The following is a 17,603-nucleotide window of genomic DNA, read 5'->3' as shown; positions in this document are numbered from 1 at the left end:
GCAATCGCCCTTCGTTATTGTTTCAGCGCCAGGTTGTTTCAGGCCCTGATGGTTTCAGGGCCTGCTATCGCAAATGCTCAGGTAAGCACAACGACCACATTGCTTCCCTTTGCTGGGTGATCGATCCCCGGCCGCGAAGCGCTTGGCCATTTTGTACATCGCCGTACTTTCGGGCTTCTTTGAGACACCGTCCGAGAGTTGCTGGTTGGTGATCAGCGAATAGACCGTTGCGTAGGAAACACTTCCGTCGTTGATGTCCAGCATCATCGGACGAAGATGCCCCAAGCTGGTCTTCGCGCCGCCTTGAGCGCGAATCCAATGCAGCTCACCACCACGCGCAAGCATCCATGGCAATTCTATGCGCACACCTTGAATCTCAGAGACCATCCCCTCCACCAAGACGCCATCAACGCTTCGAACGATATTGAGGCCTCGTTTAGCAGTCACAACGGCATCCTGATAAAGACCTTCATCTTCCTCCTTTGTTGGAAGGTAACGGGCTTTCCAAGCGGCTCGGAATGCCGTGGCAGGATCCGCTTTTTCCTTGACCACAGCGAGCAGCATGTCCATTACAACCCAGCGGGCACGGATGGACACGTCGATTTCCTGCTCCGCCGTCAACGAGAGTTCATGCCGGTAATGAAACTGCAGTGGGCAGCTAAAATAGGTCTGCATTGCCTCATAGCTAACAGTTGGCATCGCTGTGCTATTTGAAACTGGCAAAGGACGTCGAACAGGGGGGGACTCATGGATACCGTTACGTACGAGCAAACACCCTGCCCCCGCTACATTGAGAGGTTGTGGACGTCGACTGTCTTCGAGCTGGTACAGGTTCAGGTAGTCGCGTGCACGGGACAATGCCACATAAAGGAGGTTGTTCCGCTCGACCTTTTCCTCACGCTCGAATTCGTCCCCACTGCTGTTCAGTACCTCAGGAGGTAGCAGCTCCAGGGCGCGATAGTCGTAATAGTAGGGTCGGTTGGGGCCATAGGCCGTGTCGTCCACATTCGTAAGGTGCACTGCTTGATACTCAAGCCCTTTGCTCGAATGCACCGTCATGACATTCACGGCGTCCAGCGCCCTAGCTTCTGGTGGCAGCCCGCGATCTGCAAGCTTCTCATCAATCCGACGACGTAGTTCTTCACGAAGGAGAAATTGGGAAAGTCGCGATTGGCTGGCATCGCCATCGCCGTTGCGCACCGCATATACGAAAAGCCACAACGCCAAGCGTGCTGTATGTGCCTGGATCGAAAGATCAGCAGGGTTAGGGAAGCCGTAGCGACGATCCAACAGCACCGTCGATACGAAATTCCAAGGCTTCGTGTTCCGTGTAAACCCACTCAACAACATGGCGAGATTTGCCTTGGCCTGCTGCCCTCCTGAAGACAAACCCATTATCGGCAGCCAGATCCAGCGACCACGCTGCAACTGAGTGCCAGACCCTTTTCGCGTGATATGCATAAGGAGCTCGATATCCTGTGCAGTCATCGGGAACGCGGGGTCTTGCATAAGGCCAACAAGCGAACGTGGCTGACGCATGCACAGCAATTCCATCAGGCACAACAGCCGCTTGATCTCGGGGCGCTGACAGATGTCGCCGACGTGAAGTACGGGCACACCACGGGCGGCGAGCGCCTCGACGACCTCCTCAACATCGGCCGAGCTACGGCTGATAACAAGTTGATCGCGATAGGCAACACCGCTCTCCATAAGAGACTTGACTCGAGCTGCTATCGTAGCGGCCTGGGAAGGTTTTGAGCTGCATTGATACAGCTTCGGCACCTCACCAATGGACGCACGATAAGAGCTTACTGGCTCAAGCGGCATTCGATCTTGAAGTGCATGGACTCTACCAGCACACGAGAAAAGGCTAAGGATTTCCGGTGTGCTACGCCGGTTAAGATCAAGGGCGTAACGCCGGCAGGTCGCACCAGAGACATTGCTGTGGAAAGTATCGTCGAACTCGATCAGGCTTTTGATCGATGAGCCACGCCAATGGTGAATCGCCTGGCGCACGTCGCCCACCACCCATACCGACTTTGCATTCAGTGCCAGTTGCCGCACAAGGTCGACCATCACTTCCGTGACATCCTGGTACTCGTCGACCAAGACATGCTCGAATTGATCAATATGTTGACTGACGGAAGATCGATCCCTGCGAGACTGGATCGAGGGAAACGCTACCAGGTCGGTGTAATCGACCCATTTCTCGTCACGCATGCCCTGCTCATAGGCTTCAAACAACGTAGCGATGTCTTCACGCTGATCCGCAATATCAGGCTCACATTGAGGCATCTTCAGAAGTCGAGCGCGATACTCGTCGACCGTGAGACATTCCTCCTTGAGACGTTTGATTTGCTCAATGACGGCCGGCAGCCAATCGTATGGATTCTGAAGACGCAGGTAGTATTTGAGCTTCACGGTCGCCAGGGTGCGCACCATAAGGCGTACCTGCATGAGCTTGTCGGCGACACAGATATCGGAATCGAGACCAAAGAGATGGTGGTGTTTTCTGAGAAACTCCAGTCCGAAGGCATGGAATGTCCCCGTCCAAACCGATGCAGCACCGGCAATAGCCGACGCTGTTAGCCTTTCCACTAACTCATTCGCGGCCTTGTTAGTAAAAGTGAGTACCAGGATTTTGCTGGGCTCTACACCCTGTTCTATCAAGTGCTTGATACGATGAATCAGCGTGGTTGTTTTGCCCGTCCCCGGCCCGGCCACCACATTGACGAAGGTCTCGCTAGCCATAGCAGCCACCCGCTGCCCCTCTGTCATAGGTGGCAGCGGCGAGACGGGCACAGAAGGTAAAATAGGAAGCAGTAACCCATCGAATAATTGTTGCCGCACCACCTCCAATGGCACCTTCAGGTTCGTTGCCATCACCCGCGCACCGACTCCAGCTAGAAATTGCTGTTTGGCGACAACGCGAGGCAACAACAACTCCCTAGCGAAAACGTTGGCTTGTAGCTCCGTGCGCTCGCGCGCGCCATAGGTATCGATCGCTACAGTGGCTTGGCTACCATGAGAAGCCGTTATGGCATTCAGGTGGGCGATGGTCTGCTCTGGTCGATCATCGTCTAGGTACCAATGCCCAAGCTCATGAGCAATTAAGTATGCCTGTTCATCGAATACAACATCGCTTCTGATATAGAGACTGGCGTCCTTTCGCTTGAGCACACCGCTACCGCCCCCCAAGATGGAATGTCCGAAGGGTACCCGCTCGATCGCCACATCTAACGCATCCTCGACATTTGCCAGGAGCACGTCAGAAGAAACTGCTGATTGGGAAGCGGACAAACCCACTAAGGTTTCCCGCGTTTCAAGTGCCTGTCGACGTGCCCTGTCAAATGGATTCATGCTCAGCCCTCCAGCTGCAGCAATCGCGCTTCCTCATCTGCCGGCAACTTTAGCTCTTTAACGGCTACAGCCCACGGCGTGCGTTGCAACTGAACCTCCGGCTTGCCCTCCGTGGCTTTGAATGCCGGCAACGGCTGAGCAGCAAAGCAGCGCTCCAATGCTACTGACAATGCGCCTAACGGCACCTTCAGATAGGCCGCCATTTTGCTTAGCACTCGGGCTGGCGCACAGACAGAACCACTAAGGATGAGGTTGGCTAATGCACGCTGCTCGCCCAGACCAACTTCCAAAGCAACAGTCTTGGCTTTGGGGCCTCGTACGCCATTGACAGCTGCAATGGCATGTTCAATGGCTTCTTCGGTGATTGCTGGAGTGATCACCGACGCTACCTCAGCCGCTCGCAGCGCAGCAGCTGTTTCGCAATGGTTCAAGGCTTCTGCGAGGACGCAGTTCACAAAGGACGAGGTGGAACGTTCATATTCACCCGCAGTAAGGCGTGCCTTCATTATTAATCGTCTCTCGCCTCGAATGACCCAATGTTCGGTGACGGCACCAAAAAAGTCGTTGGCTTTGCGCTCATAGTCGGCCAACAGCTTGGAGGTGTTTTTTGTCCGCGACTCCCGGTCAAACCGACTGAGACCATCCTGCAGAAGATCGCGTGCAACGACTGACACAGGCACCCCACGCTCATCGGCAACGGCCTTGACCATGGCACGCAAGGACACTTTGGTGGTTACACCAATAGTTTCACGGGCTGTTCTGGTTGCATCGTCCATTGGTTTCGCCTTCATCGTGGAATGCATGATCGTCTCTGAAACCTGCTGCTTAAAAGCAGGCATCGAATGTGAGACAGGCAGTGCGTTAACTTTTTCGTCAGAGCCGGGCTCTGGAATCATGTTCACCAGCGCGGACATCAGGTTCAGCGCAATGCGTGGTTGATCTTTGCCTACCACCTTAATTTCCTGGCCATCTGCAAGGGTCATGAAGCACTCAATGCCTTTGGACGTCTCTGTCAGACGCATGTAAGGCTTGAGGCAGGCTAGAAAACTAGCGCACCCATTGAGATAATCGGCAGACATGAGACGGGGCATTTTCATAGACACGATTGATCGCTGGCAGTGGTGCGTGACATTTCACGTTGGCGTATATCACTTTTATATCACCTGCAGGCGTAGGCACACAATTGATTGACGCTCATTTCTCCACTGCTTTGCGCTCAGTTATCACGGATTGGCGATCGCCCCTGACTCCCGCTCAGGCGATTGAGCAGTTGGATGATCCAGTGTCATTGGGCCAGTCGCTGCTGCCTGCGATCGATGCAGAGTTGGCCAAACTCGGGTGTGCACGCGCCGATGTGAAAAACTATGCTTGGCGCAACCCCTACCTTTGTTTGCGTAACGCCTTCAACCCGGCTGATATTCCTGAAACTCCTATCGATTTCAGACCAGTCCCCAATACAGAAGGCACCCTACTCGCCCGGGCCACAGTGATCGTTTGCCTCGCAGCCCTGGATTCGGACACAGTTTCGTATGGATCGGAAAACGGTGGCGATCTGTTCGTCAACCTGGTGGTGATTCCTGGAGAGGGTCGGGTTTCCGAGAAATCCCAAGATAAAATGAGCGGACATACCGACGGGGTGTCTTTCCCTGTACGGGGTCACCGTGATCCCGGGAATCCGCGTATCGCCCCTTCCCCCGACTTTGTCTGCCTCTCTGCGCTGCGCAACCCAAAGGGAGTACCGACGACTGTCATGCCTCTTGATGTTGTTCTGGATCATCTTGATGACGAGGATATTCTGGAATTACAGAAACCTCAGTACATCTTGCAATCGCAGATTACATTCCGCGACGGAATGGAAGAGATCCTGGGGGAAGAACTGATGGTGGACGATGCTCAGCTTCTATTTATGATGCAGGGCAAATGGTGGATCCGTTACAGCCATAGCTCCACCAAGCCAGCAGACAGCGGGCAGACCCCTGCCAAGCGGGCGATGGAGGCCCTGAAGGAAGCCTGCAAGCAGTGCGTCATTCCTGTGGCACTTGTGCCGGGAGATATCGCGATCGTTAACAATCGCATGAGCCTTCATGGCCGTACCAAAGTTGGTGAGGAACATGGCGCAGAGACGCGTTGGATGCTGCGAACCTATGGCCTCGATACCTCGGAACTCGACGTGCTTCAGAGGCATCCTGGTAGTCCATTCATGCTGTTCCCTTGATATGCCTAAGGCCCAGACAATCCCGAATGGGGGTTGATCATCCTGATGTAAAAGGAAACGTGACCTCACAATCCAGAGCATTCATGTACGCAAGCTTTCAAAAGCGGACGAGCCTTAAAAACCCGTCTACGGCTCCTAACGAACCTACTAGAAGCCGAGTAGCTGAACTTCCCCATCGCGAAAGCGAGCGATGATGAGTGGTATGACTATACTGCGAGCACCTGACCCGTGTTCGTGGAATAAGTACCCACCACACCGCCTCTTAAATGTCGATACCTGCTTCCTTGAGCTCAACTGAACTCATTATCTCAAACAAGTAAAAGTCTAACGTTTGATTCTGAATTCGTTCGACGTTATACCCCCATTCCATAAGCATTTCATGGCTTGTGTCAGATGGAAGCGATGTTTCGTAGACAAGCTGCAGATACGGACGATCCTTGAATTTCCAGTAGTATTTTCCTTTAAAGACTCTCGACCTCAATTCCGAAAGTTTTTCGATAAGAGCCGGCATTAAGACCCTGACAGGAATCTGGGCGCTATAATTTAGTACCTCGCCGCTATCAAACCCCCACTCCTTCTCTTTACGAACCCAATAGTCAAAAGAATACAAATTTTCATGATCTGCCTTCGACAGACTTGAAGAGTCGAAGTTTTTAGCTGCCAACAAAGTCTGACATGTATCTAAAAACGTTTTAAGAACATCCTGATCCCGAACTTCCATATGCCCATCACAATGAAAAACATCTACATAGAGGTTAAGAAACAGCTTCAAGTAGCGCAGTGATGCCTTATGAGAATAAATTATGTCAGGCAATGATGGAATCACGGCCATAGCGAGGGTATAAAGCTCTGGCATTCGCGCTCTAATCTCTTCGCTTTCTCCCTTCGCGAGCTCCGGCAAAAACTCAATGCTTTTGGTTTTACCATCGCCATTAATTAACGATATTGCTTGCCAGAAAACAGGACGAGAGACATATATTTGTTCTGTCTTCAGGTCAACCGCATAAAGAATAACGTGGGTTCTGTAGCTCAACTCAGCCCAATACAAAAGAGTGCTTTCCTTGATGCCGCCTACAACAGGAACCCCATCTTTTTTTCGTACCTTGAGATTTTTTGACGACTTTACTTGGGCCTTCAAATACCTTCCAGTCACTTGATCCCCGAGAACCAACTCAACCTCAAAATCGATTCCATAATCGCTCTGGGTCATATTTCTAAAAATACCTACATGCCGAAGCTTGTAGAGAAGTATCGCATATGATTCAGACTCTGCCTTATGTTGCTGTATGCGCGTAGGAAGTTTCATTAATTGAGAACCCTGCCTAAAACCCGTTCAAAAAATGGGGAAGCAAATCATTGAAGCCTCGAGAGACAATTATTCATCTGCACTTTTCAGGATCGATTTTTCAAGTTAAAACCGCCACTTCACGAATAACACATTATTAATGGAATCGGAGTGTTGGGCTGAACTCTCTTTTTGGCCCAATCAATTGCTGAGGTGACTGGAGGCCATACCCCCTGCACCGCCATTAATAAAGCGAATGCAAAAAAGGCTCGAAGAAGAAATTCGTGAGTCATCTTGATGCAAGTGACCTTTTCGTTCACCAAGGAGTAATTTGCATTGACGGCCTGCGTAATTTCCTTGGCAAGCGCCGCTCTCGATTCTGAACTGTTAGCAATTCGCACCAGGTCACTGGAGTGAACTTGATGAAATCGGGAAACTTTAAGGGTGTGAAATGCCCACAACCCTGCTTTAACCAAATAACAGACCGCTAGCGCAAATATGAGCAGCGACGTGATCGCGAAGGGAGCGCTGGCCTTATCGCTCCAGATACTGGGGATAAGGGAGGTTAACACTGGAACAAGCGCAGTGATCGCTGCGAAATAGATCCCCGCTTTAGTATCGGCACTCCTGCGACGCTCAGCTTCAGCATCATATAAACGGCGCGCCTCATCGAGTGCAACATCAGCGCCTAACGTCCAATCACCCTTTTGGATCAAAAGCTGCTGCTTGGCTATCGCGTCTTTTTCCCCTTGAATCTCTGCGGCACTTGGCTTCTCAAGAATGGGCCACAGCAAGTCGCGATCAATCTTCATTCTCTGGAGATCTCTTCCAATTCATCAACAATGGCTTTTGAGATAGGGTAGCCGGTCAAATTCTCTATCCATGCCCATTGGCCATTCGGGTTAATTTCCAAAAACCAAAGTCTGTCCTCTAGGTCACAAATGAAATCGATGGCGCCAAACTTCAATCCCAACGTGCTGACGAGGTCAATACAACGTTGCTTCAACGATTGTTCAAGCTCGATGCGTTCATGCTTCAAATCTGTTCGGCTGCCCTGACGCCAGTCAACCTCCGTCTCGGCATTAGCCTGAGACCAAATAGCCGTCGCAAAGGTTTTTGTGCCCACAACGGTGACTCGCACATCGTATTTTTTGAGTATTTCCCTCTGAACGATAAAAGGCGTGAGGGCGATAGATGCAGTGTCACTCTCGGTTGCATCGTTAATCCGGGTTGTGAACATCACCCGCTCCCCTTCACCGGAAAGTAGTGCCTCACGCAACGGCTTTCCGATCGCCGGGTACTGAGATGTGATCTGCCTCACTGATGCCCAATCGTTGGTGATGGCGACTTCAGGAATTTCGAAACCAAGCTCGTGAGCGAGGATCAACTGCAGAGGTTTATCCTCTGCCAGAAAGATCTGCGTGGGGCCACTCAACCAAGCGCCCTCTAAGCGCATGTACAAACTTTTGAGAAAACTACCCCATTCCGCCTCGATGTAACGTTTCTCACCGAGGTCTGTGACCGCATCGGAGACCATAGGGGCGCCCGGACGGCGGAAATAAGCTGCAGTGACCTCATCTCCCCGAACCTCTCTACCATCAATGCAGATTGACCAGGAACGGCGGTCTTTTCCAGACATGGAGCATATGGCTTGAGGAAGCAGTTCGGTATTGAGCCTGTAATAAGGGATTTCACGGTGTCTGAGTTCAGCCACCACATAGTCCATTGTGATATCTCGGCGATTGGTCACCAACAGAATCATCGTCAATCCCTTATCTAGCATTCGAAATAGCGAGCATCCAATCCAAGAGATGGGTCACTGCTATCGTCCCTTTCCAACTCAACGTTCGTCTTGGTTACCAGTTCAAGAAGATGATTGAACGCATCACCAGCATCGTCGCTTTCGACCTTGATGAACGTCTTGCTGGACAACTCCAGCAGCTGATTCATAGAGGCAGATGAGTCAACGCCTTCCGCTTTAACATCAGTAAACGTCTTCAACTCATGAAGGGCGTGAAAGCCCTCATCATCCTGCTCAGCATTCACCTTGGTCTTCGTCACGAGCTCTGCCAAGGCCCCGTGATTGATAATCGGTGTCGGGCCATCTTGGGTATCAACTACCCACATATCCACCGCAGTGGAGTAGTAACCAGGTAGTTTGTCGTCTCCCGTTCGGGGTGTCGCGAAGCGGGCTAAGAATGGCACAGTCTCAGACGATGACTCTCTCTGCATAACACCCATTTACTGCTCTCCCTGGTCATACCTACGCGAAATCAACGTGAGGATCTCCTCGACGACGATACTGCTTTGACATCACGAAGTCGATTTTTGAAAACCGGCACGCTAAGCCTTGGGGGCAGTGGCGCTGCCGATGCACAGCTACCTGCGCTTTTAATACCCATTGCGCTTGAAGATAACCAACGCCTGAAGCGGCTCCTCAATATTCATCCCTTCACGTTCACACTGGAAAGTAAATTCCAAATCAACGGTCGCAGGATCGTCAGCTGGACTATCTGGACACTCAGCTTCGGCTCCTCGGCATGCGTTTTCGATCACGGACTGCAACCCTTCACGCTCCACGAGTAATGGCCCCAGTAATTCTCGATCAACTAGCCGCTGCCAGAACCCCACTGGCAACGCAAAGCGCAACTCGTCTCGAGACCGATATGGAGTCAGTTTCTCAAGACGGGGTTCGCGTTGTACAAATTGATCTACCAATGGACTTAACGCCTGGAAGTCCACCTCCGACATGCCAAGTAACTCACTTGATTTAAGCCTAGAGATTTCAATTTACTACTCATCACGCGAGTCGTGATAAATCTGTGCCAGATAACTGGCCAATACGCTAAACCCCTGCATTCCGAACGCCCGGGCCAAGCGCCCCATAACCTCCGGCTCCGGCAATCGGGCGCAGTTTAGCGCTAGGAGTGTAGCCCTTTCGCCCAAAGAAGTTGTTCTAGTTCATTCGCAACTTCGCACACTTCCACAGCTGCGAGAGAATCAGGTGCAATATCCATCACTGTATCAAAATAGCAAAATTGCTGATCAAGAATCTGACTGTCATCATGACGTTCAATGTAGTATTCGTGATCTGAGGAAAATCTAGATTTTAAATACGGAACTCCTAACTCCCGCAGTTTCTTATAGTTACTGGCCCCGAACTCTGATCGCCATACGAGAGACTCGTACAGCTCAGAAATGCTATTTGTCTCCGTCTCCACACCTCCCCGCAGCCTCGGTACTGGTGAAAGATTGGTTAGAAGCATGTAAATCGAATCCATCACGCCGTCATTTAGTTTGCGCATCGACTCGCAATATCTTTTGGTGCTCGAATAGGCAAAAGGACAAGCTGCATCAACCAGCAATGCGACAAGATCGGATTTAATTATGGTCTGAGCAAGATCGCGATTGATGTCCAGAAAAATGACATCATAGCTCTTCTTCAATGCATCAAACTCAACGCCTGCCGCTTGTTTACGTGCCAACTTCTCTAGGTCACCCGGAAATACAGTACCGTGTGGCTCCCGTAGACTTTTTTCCAGAGTATGCTTAAGAGTACTCATTTCACCGGCGTACATGATGACATCCAGCTCATCATAAAAATCCACCAAACCGGTAGACCTACCCGAAAATTTTGCCTCCTTTACCTCTTGTTTACTATAGCCTCGATAAATTTCATCATTCGTGACAATCGCTACTTTAAACCCTTTCGCAGCAAATACAGCCGCCACCGCAATCGTGATAGGTGATTTTCCTATACCGCCTTTATAGGCAGAGATGCTTATGACTTTTGCGAAGGGCCAAAAAATTTTGTGGGCTCGCAGAAAGCTACTAAAATTATCGATCGGAATATTCGAGAACGATCTTTTTTCTGACTCATACTCCGACCATGTTCGAGGATCTCGATTTATAGATTTCGCTGCACAGTTAATGGTGAGATTTTTAGACTTTCGTAATGCCTTAAGTTCACTTGGCTTAATTTTTACAGTCATGTCAGTTCCTTTTTGAGTTTTGCCCAGCCTATACGCCAGCCTAACAACTCGCCTAGGTGAAGCGACCTCCTATTGACAAAAATTATTTCTTCTATTTGGACACTAAGATTGAAGGAGACTGGTGCCTTTGATAATTAATTATGAAGAGCCATATCCTTGCTCATAAGCCAAGATCGTTTACCAACAAATCCTCTTTGATTGCTTCAGATGCGTAGCCATCCTCCACTAATCGTCGTTGCAACGTGTTTTGCAGGTGAACCCTGAGCCCATAACGCAAACTCACATACCCGGCAGCCTCGATTCCTGGTCTATGCCCTTTACTACTGAGGATTGTCATCAGCATCTGGGTAGCCTCTACCCCGATACTGGTTGCATGCAACCGCGTAGACGTGTCTAGACCTGGAGGCCGTTTGTAACTATCCACAGCGCCATCCAAGAGTACGTAAAACGTATCCAGGTCATAACATGCTTGTGCCTGCTCCCACACTGCCTCCTCGATGTCATCCATTGATGTTCATCCCAACACATTCATAAAGTGAAGCAACCGACCTTTTGGGTGACGTCGCAGTGCTCACGACCCATTGGAAATCTACGTCCTGATTGATCTGGTAGACGGCCTTTGGCATCATTCGCCTCTGCCTTTCCAAGTCAGCTCTCCATTCCCTCTCTATTTTGGGGGCTGAGCAATCGGTAGGTGCAGACCACCCGACCATCGTGTCGGGTTTTTCTTTTTTCGGCGTCCAAATTTCTTCAACGGGCTGAAGGTCGACCGCCCCTACCCCACCAACTCCAGTATGAACAGCCGACAGACATCCCGATTGTATTCATGCCACCATCGACGATGTCCCTGCAGAGAGGCTCTCCTGTTCAGCAGTTCAGATAAGGACGCTTCCTGACAACAGTCGCGTAGTCATACAGCAGTGAAATATCTATCTCATGGGAGTGAAAAAATGAACTACGTTGAGCTGATTGAACTACATGCTGAGCGTGTTTTCGCGGACAAGGTCAAAGCGAAGGCTTGGCTGAATACGCCACAAACCGTTTGGGGAGGTATCACCCCCTTGCAGTTCGCCAGAAGTGAAAGTGGTTATGCATCGGTTAAAGATGCACTCGAGAGGATCAACCACGGATTTTTCCTTTAGCAGTGCCTCGCCAAATCAGTGATTTGAGAAAACATCCAGTCTCGCTCCCACCGAAAAAGTTCCCTCTCTCTACTTTTTCCTGCCTGCATGTAGCTGATATTGTGAGTTCCCTTTGAGAGCAGGAACAAGGGTATGGCTGTAGCGGTGCATAAGCTGACAGAAACTGATATTCCGGAGTGTTTTCGAGGGCCGAACGTCAAGGCGGTCTGGCTCGTAGTGGCGAATGGTGCCGCATACAAATACTGTGCCTTTGAGGCAGAAGCATTTGCCCTCGCTGAGACCCTGCAAGAACAGCAGCACCAGCAAGCTATGGAAGCTACGCGCCTCTACGAAAGCCCCCGGATGGGCTAACCCCTGAGCCCTGTCATCCGGATATACCAGGATGACTCCACAGGCCAATCACTCGGGACGGCAAACATAGGGATTGCAGTGCACAGCGGCGAATCATGCTTTTGCGGGTGGATTTTTCGAATCCAACGGCATGCCAGACACCCTCGGAATCACGACCTCCCAAGCGTCCACCTTCAATGAAGCATGAAACTGTGGATCACCTTCCTCTGCGTACCTCACCACGATGCCCTCGACATGACACTGATCAATCGCAATGTCCGGCACGAAGCTTTTGGCTGTACGCCCTACGATTCGCTCCTGCGCATCCAGCAACAAATACCGTTCGCCGTTGTACTTGAAGGTTAAAGGGTCACCGACTTGAAGCTCCGCCACAGCTCTGTGAATAGGATGCGATGCAGCGCTTCTCCCTGCGAATCCTATGTCGATTTCCCCAAGCGTTAATTGAACGTAGCATCGAGCCAATCGAGGATCGAAGTCCCCTTCATGCCTTTTCGACAGTACATCACGCGAGAGCTGGCGACAGAACGGATTGCCCGAATCGAACTCACCAAGCGTCAGTGTTTCTTCTGCTCGGGTCATGCCGACATAGTATAAACGTCGCTCGGCATCGAGACCGGCAACTTCCTTGCTCCAGCCACCGTCCAGTAATCCAACGTGGCGAAACTCAAGTCCCTTTGCCGAATGCACCGTGCCAAGGTACAACCCCTTCGAACCTTGCTTACGAAGCGCTCGGGGGTACTCATAGAGCCAGTCAACAATTGCGAAAGCTGTCAGCTGGCAATCTCCCATCTCTTGCCTGAGACAGAGAAAAGCAGTCTCGAAGAACTCCAGCCACTGGGTGTCTTGTAGATGAGGGCGCAGTATCGACATCACCTCTCCCGCTGGCATTGGTACTTCAACGCAACGCACGAACTCAATCGCCTTCAAGAATCCGCGTTGTCGAATCAGCGGTATCGAGTCTTCCTTCTCAGAGGCAAGAAAATAGGGCACCCCGTTGAGTTCGCACCACGCCTGAACGGGTTTAAGAAATGCATGGGTTCGCCCCAAAATAGCACAACCGTCCCACGCACCGTTTTCTTCCAAAGCAATCAACCGTGCCAACTCTGCCAACACGGCTTGCGCTTGCAGGTTACCGTCGCGCCGATCACTTGCTGATATTTGAATCCTCAGAACCTTACCTGCCCGAACCGGATCTCGCGCCTCCCAACCCCCTCCCATCGGCGTCACATCACGCACCTTATCAATAGTGATGGGATGCTCAGCCTTCAGTCGATTTTCGTTTGCCCCGATTACTCGGTTTGCCGCATTGATAATGTGGGCAGATGACCGATAATTTTCAACCAAGTAGGTGATGCTAGCTTCGTAGTCACCTCGAAATTGTTCGATGTACTGATTGCTGGTATGACGCCAGTTGTAGATGTTTTGGTCATCATCACCTACTGCCAGGATGCACAACCGGCCGTCTTCGTCGGCGTTACGTCCAGCCAGTGCGCTCACCAGGCGGTACTGCATCTGATCAATGTCCTGGTATTCGTCCACCAGGATGTATCGATAACCGCGTAACAGCTGTTCACAAAGATCATCTTCCCCCATGGCATGGCCATCACCTTCCAACAACTCCACGGCATCAGCAATCACTTGATTGAGTCGACCTTCATCCACCTGCTCGCCGCGCTCAAAACGAGTCCCCGTCAAGCGCATAGACATGGCGTGATAGGTCATGACACTGACACCGTATGCGTCCCGTCCAACCAAAGTCAGCAAGCGTTTACGGATTTCGTTGGCGGCATGACGATTGAAAGCCAAGGCGATGATGCTACTTGCAGGCACACGTCGCACGCGCAGTAGATATGCAATTCGATGCACGATAACGCGGGTTTTTCCAGATCCCGGGCCAGCCAACACCAAACGATTGGTATCATCATTGTCTGCTACGACGAGCTTTTGAACACCGCTGAGCGAGTTAATGATCGACTTCCAAGATTGCTCGCTGGTTGCCAGTTTCAGAATTTCTTCACGTCCACTGAAGTACTCTTTTATAAAGTCACGCTTGGGATTAACAAAGTAGGCGGTGACTAGATTGAGCGCTGGCTGCATGTCGGAGATTGCACGCTCGGCATACTCACGCATGACGTGAACCTGGATGCACTTTTCTCGATAGTGCTCATCCAGCCGTCCATAATCGTCCTTTAGAAAGCCGACTTTTTTCTCGGCCTTCTCTGCGTCCACCTTGATCGTCATCGCGCGTCGCATGACGGTCATGCCGTGATTGAGAATAAGCACTTCCTGTCGATGCATGTACAAGAGCACATGCTCAACAGCACGACGAAACTGGTCGGCCGGGATGCTGGACTTCAGAACGAGGTCACTCTCAATGACACCGACCAACTTGCCAAAAGTCGTTTCCACCAACAGATCACGAGCTCTTGCACCAGGAGGAAGCTGTGCAATGAGATAGCTCATCAGCAGCCCAGCGATAGAACGACGCTTCTCTCCAAATTCTTGAATTTTTTTCCAGCTATAGCGATCGGAGAAACGTATTTTCAGAAGATCTCGCGTGACTTGATGAAGCTCAAACGTACTGCGCTGCTGACTCTCGCCGTCACGATCCTGTGCCAAGCTTCGCAACAATCGAATGACATGCAGAGGATGCAGTTCATCGCGCTCCACCCTCTCCCTCAAGCCGGTTATGAGCGTAGAAATATTGATGTCCTGCCAGTCCCCATTTTCGGCATCAGGGGCCAATTCCGGAAGTAACTCGAACATCGCTTTCTCAAGCTCCAGCGCCTGAGCCAGCCTTTGGTTGGAAGAGCCTGCAATTCCGTGACGGATGTACACGGTGAGCTGGGAATCATTGATCAGTATTCCCATTTGCTCCAGCTGTTGCAGTGCTCCCGAGACCTCCTCTACTGATTGCCCAGTCAGTAACATGAGTTCATCGGTGTTGATTCGCTGATCTGCACTAGCCTGGAAGAGATAGGCGAGTATCGCTTTAAATTCGGCGAGCCTACGAACAGAGAGATTGGCATTGAGCGAAAGCCGCTTTTCCGACTCATCTAAACTCAGCGCAGTACGTGCTGGAAAAATCCGAGTCTGATTTTCTTCCCGGCGCAGGAAGTCGCTCCGTTCGAGCCAAGCGATCGCCGTCACCACTTTGGTCTCAGCATCCCTATCGTCCGCTGCAAAAGTGGTTTCTACCGAAGAGTCCAATAGGATTTCTCCGGCCGTAATCACCAGGTCACGTCCTTTGCGCTTCGAGCTCTCAAGCCGCAGCTTCCTCAGAATCTGCTGAATGTCTCGAAGACTGAGCTTTGCACGCTCACTCAGTCCGAACTGGGCTTCGATGTCTTGTGGGTCGTAGAGAAGCACGCATCGCGCATTGTCCTGATCTCTTCCGCCGCGCCCCGCCTCTTGCAGATAGTTTTCCAAAGATCCTGGGATGTCCGCATGAATCACCAGACGGATGTCTTGCTTATCCACCCCCATACCAAAGGCGTTTGTGGCGACAATGACACGCAATACTCCCTTGATGAACTCGTTTTGAATATCGGCTTTTTCCGCCGGAGGCAGGCCCGCATGAAAGTGCTTGCAAGCCCAACCCTGCCCCACCAGAAATTCGGAGAGCTCTTCGGCGCCTTTTCGGCTTGAGACAAAGATGACAGCCCCACCCTCCCGACTAGTCAAACTGTCCTCAAGAAGTTGCTGGGCTCGTGCTGGCTTTTCAGATTTTGTACTGGGAAGGACTTCGAAATGCAGATTTTTACGTTCGTGCGTGCCGATGTACTCCTTGAACGTGATGCCCAGGGTTTCCTTAAAGTGATCCCGAATGTCAGCAAGCACGTCAGGTTTGGCCGTCGCAGTGAAACATCCGACCGGCGAGATTGGGTGATCCTGATGGTACTCACGGATGAAACGAGAGGCATACAAGTAATCTGGACGGAAATCATTACCCCATTTGGACAGGCAGTGTGCCTCGTCAAATATCCATGCCCCAACCTGACGCTGCTTTATGGCGGCGCGGAACGTCTTGTTGCGAAATTGCTCTGGAGAAACCAACAGCACACCGACGTCCCCCATCTGGATTTTTTCCAGAACCTCCGCCCGTTCTGGCAAGGTCAACAATCCATTCAGGGCCGCAGCGCATTGAACGTTTTTTGCAAGCAGACCATCGACCTGATCTTTCATCAGCGACTGCAACGGCGAAACGATGACCGTCAAGCTTCCATTGCGGTGATACCTGTTGAGTGCCGGCACTTGGTAACAAATCGATTTGCCTCCTCCAGTCGCAAGAACGGCCAAAACGTTTTCGCCTTGCATACCTGAAAGAACGATGTCGTGTTGACGATTCACACCATCGCTGTCGGTTCGGAAAGCATCGAAATTAAAGTATTTCTTCAGTTGCTGAACAGGGTCATGGGTGGTGCTGCAATAACTGCAGCTAGCACTACCGCACGGCACATCACGAAGTTCGGTGACGATCCGGCTGACTTCTGGAAACTGGTACCTCACCCAGGGAGCAATGACTGAGTTCCCGCCAGACACCCTTAACCAGGCAAGAGCATAAGCAAGCGGCCATTGCAGCCCCTGTTCTTCAAGATCATTTTCCAACAATGTCTTGAGGCGAGTCTGACAGACCTTGTACTGCCTTTTCTGTAAAGGGTCGTTCTCAACCAGAAGCTGAGGAATCGCCTCGCGCAACGAAGCATCAGGGAGTGGATCGGAGTCCGTTATTGCTCGGAATACCGACTCAAGATCACTGCCACGCGGGGCAATCAGGGTTTGATAACAAAGAAGCTCCAATGCATTCATCGATTTCAAATCGGAGAACGCGGACTGTTGATCTAGAAAAAGCGTCAGGGTCGACCGGCAATCGCCTAGCGGGGAATTCAAGCTTTCACGAATGAGTTTGTAGTCTTTGATCAACCGGTGATAGGGGTTCTTCGGAAACGCCAACGGTGACAGGCGAAGCGTATCGACAACGTTCAGCGCATGAAGGGCCAAATGTGGAGCGGCTGACTTAAGCAGTGGCAAATCATGAGCGATGACATTGTGTCCCAATACACAATTCGCCCCTTGCCCCATTGCGTCCATCTCAGCGAGCGCTGCATCCAGGTTACGAGCAATCTTGAGCTCAAGCTCTTGCCCTGTATCTGGACGCAATGCGCCAACCATGGTGATTTTTGCGGGTTTCGAATCACTTGGCGGCACCACCTCCAAATCGAAAATCAAAGCATTAAGAGGGGGGACGTCACTCATAA

General features: G+C 51.2%; 13 protein-coding genes. 3 read left to right on the top strand and 10 right to left on the bottom strand.

Going from position 1 to position 17,603, the window contains the following annotated elements; translation table 11 throughout:
* Positions 1 to 54 precede the first annotated feature (54 nt).
* Both KCG87_RS15270 and KCG87_RS15265 read right to left on the bottom strand, forming a co-directional pair.
* The gene (locus KCG87_RS15270) at positions 55 to 3,360 is read right to left on the bottom strand and encodes a UvrD-helicase domain-containing protein (protein WP_210558333.1); all 3,306 of its coding nucleotides are present in this window, start codon (positions 3,358 to 3,360) and stop codon (positions 55 to 57) included.
* Between the two features lie 2 nt (positions 3,361 to 3,362).
* Positions 3,363 to 4,343, bottom strand: coding sequence for a hypothetical protein (locus KCG87_RS15265; RefSeq protein WP_210558331.1), 981 nt, complete (start codon positions 4,341 to 4,343; stop codon positions 3,363 to 3,365).
* A 200-nt stretch (positions 4,344 to 4,543) separates the two neighbouring features.
* On the opposite strand from KCG87_RS15265, the gene KCG87_RS15260 reads away from it, so the two are divergent.
* Entirely contained in the window at positions 4,544 to 5,575 is a 1,032-nt protein-coding gene (locus KCG87_RS15260; protein ID WP_246881750.1) for a TauD/TfdA family dioxygenase, read from the top strand.
* Between the two features lie 262 nt (positions 5,576 to 5,837).
* On the opposite strand, the gene KCG87_RS15255 is transcribed toward KCG87_RS15260, so the two are convergent.
* The 7 genes from KCG87_RS15255 to KCG87_RS15225 all read right to left on the bottom strand — a co-directional run bounded on the left by KCG87_RS15255 (position 5,838) and on the right by KCG87_RS15225 (position 11,360).
* Complete coding sequence (locus KCG87_RS15255; protein WP_210558326.1) at positions 5,838 to 6,881, bottom strand: DUF4365 domain-containing protein; 1,044 nt, start codon at positions 6,879 to 6,881, stop codon at positions 5,838 to 5,840.
* Between the two features lie 119 nt (positions 6,882 to 7,000).
* A complete protein-coding gene (locus KCG87_RS15250) occupies positions 7,001 to 7,672 on the bottom strand; it encodes a hypothetical protein (RefSeq protein ID WP_246881749.1) in 672 nt (223 codons plus the stop codon).
* Positions 7,669 to 8,622, bottom strand: a complete 954-nt coding sequence (locus KCG87_RS15245) for a hypothetical protein (RefSeq protein WP_210558324.1) — start codon at positions 8,620 to 8,622, stop codon at positions 7,669 to 7,671. Before KCG87_RS15245 ends, KCG87_RS15250 begins: the two co-directional genes overlap by 4 nt.
* A gap of 14 nt (positions 8,623 to 8,636) precedes the next feature.
* Entirely contained in the window at positions 8,637 to 9,101 is a 465-nt protein-coding gene (locus tag KCG87_RS27470; RefSeq protein WP_246881748.1) for a hypothetical protein, read from the bottom strand.
* A gap of 150 nt (positions 9,102 to 9,251) precedes the next feature.
* A complete protein-coding gene (locus KCG87_RS15235) occupies positions 9,252 to 9,611 on the bottom strand; it encodes a hypothetical protein (protein ID WP_210558322.1) in 360 nt (119 codons plus the stop codon).
* Between the two features lie 170 nt (positions 9,612 to 9,781).
* Positions 9,782 to 10,852, bottom strand: coding sequence for an AAA family ATPase (locus tag KCG87_RS15230; protein ID WP_210558320.1), 1,071 nt, complete (start codon positions 10,850 to 10,852; stop codon positions 9,782 to 9,784).
* 160 nt (positions 10,853 to 11,012) lie between these two features.
* On the bottom strand, positions 11,013 to 11,360 hold the full coding sequence (locus KCG87_RS15225) for a hypothetical protein (protein ID WP_210558318.1): 348 nt from the start codon (positions 11,358 to 11,360) through the stop codon (positions 11,013 to 11,015).
* Positions 11,361 to 11,802: 442 nt separating this feature from the next.
* Between KCG87_RS15225 and KCG87_RS15220 the strand changes: the two genes are divergently transcribed.
* Together KCG87_RS15220 and KCG87_RS15215 are read left to right on the top strand one after the other, a co-directional pair.
* On the top strand, positions 11,803 to 11,994 hold the full coding sequence (locus tag KCG87_RS15220; protein WP_210558316.1) for an MbcA/ParS/Xre antitoxin family protein: 192 nt from the start codon (positions 11,803 to 11,805) through the stop codon (positions 11,992 to 11,994).
* Between the two features lie 132 nt (positions 11,995 to 12,126).
* Positions 12,127 to 12,345: a hypothetical protein gene (locus tag KCG87_RS15215; RefSeq protein WP_210558314.1), complete on the top strand. Its 219-nt coding sequence runs from the start codon at positions 12,127 to 12,129 to the stop codon at positions 12,343 to 12,345.
* A 93-nt stretch (positions 12,346 to 12,438) separates the two neighbouring features.
* Here KCG87_RS15215 and KCG87_RS15210 read toward each other — a convergent pair whose 3' ends face one another.
* Entirely contained in the window at positions 12,439 to 17,601 is a 5,163-nt protein-coding gene (locus KCG87_RS15210) for a RecQ family ATP-dependent DNA helicase (RefSeq protein ID WP_210558312.1), read from the bottom strand.
* Positions 17,602 to 17,603: the final 2 nt, after the last annotated feature.

Source organism: Pseudomonas sp. MWU347 (assembly GCF_017947305.1).
GTDB classification, from domain to species: Bacteria; Pseudomonadota; Gammaproteobacteria; order Pseudomonadales; family Pseudomonadaceae; genus Aquipseudomonas; species Aquipseudomonas putida_A.
This window is presented reverse-complemented; position numbering and strand designations above follow the sequence as displayed.

Bases quoted from the DNA above. Each gene is read 5' to 3' on its own strand.
- KCG87_RS15270 (WP_210558333.1), bottom strand. From the start codon at position 3,360: ATGAATCCATTTGACAGGGCACGTCGACAGGCACTTGAAACGCGGGAA.
- KCG87_RS15265 (WP_210558331.1), bottom strand. From the start codon at position 4,343: ATGACCCTTGCAGATGGCCAGGAAATTAAGGTGGTAGGCAAAGATCAA.
- KCG87_RS15255 (WP_210558326.1), bottom strand. From the start codon at position 6,881: ATGAAACTTCCTACGCGCATACAGCAACATAAGGCAGAGTCTGAATCA.
- KCG87_RS15250 (WP_246881749.1), bottom strand. From the start codon at position 7,672: ATGAAGATTGATCGCGACTTGCTGTGGCCCATTCTTGAGAAGCCAAGT.
- KCG87_RS15245 (WP_210558324.1), bottom strand. From the start codon at position 8,622: ATGATTCTGTTGGTGACCAATCGCCGAGATATCACAATGGACTATGTG.
- KCG87_RS27470 (WP_246881748.1), bottom strand. From the start codon at position 9,101: ATGGGTGTTATGCAGAGAGAGTCATCGTCTGAGACTGTGCCATTCTTA.
- KCG87_RS15235 (WP_210558322.1), bottom strand. From the start codon at position 9,611: ATGTCGGAGGTGGACTTCCAGGCGTTAAGTCCATTGGTAGATCAATTT.
- KCG87_RS15230 (WP_210558320.1), bottom strand. From the start codon at position 10,852: ATGACTGTAAAAATTAAGCCAAGTGAACTTAAGGCATTACGAAAGTCT.
- KCG87_RS15225 (WP_210558318.1), bottom strand. From the start codon at position 11,360: ATGGATGACATCGAGGAGGCAGTGTGGGAGCAGGCACAAGCATGTTAT.
- KCG87_RS15220 (WP_210558316.1), top strand. From the start codon at position 11,803: ATGAACTACGTTGAGCTGATTGAACTACATGCTGAGCGTGTTTTCGCG.
- KCG87_RS15215 (WP_210558314.1), top strand. From the start codon at position 12,127: ATGGCTGTAGCGGTGCATAAGCTGACAGAAACTGATATTCCGGAGTGT.
- KCG87_RS15210 (WP_210558312.1), bottom strand. From the start codon at position 17,601: ATGAGTGACGTCCCCCCTCTTAATGCTTTGATTTTCGATTTGGAGGTG.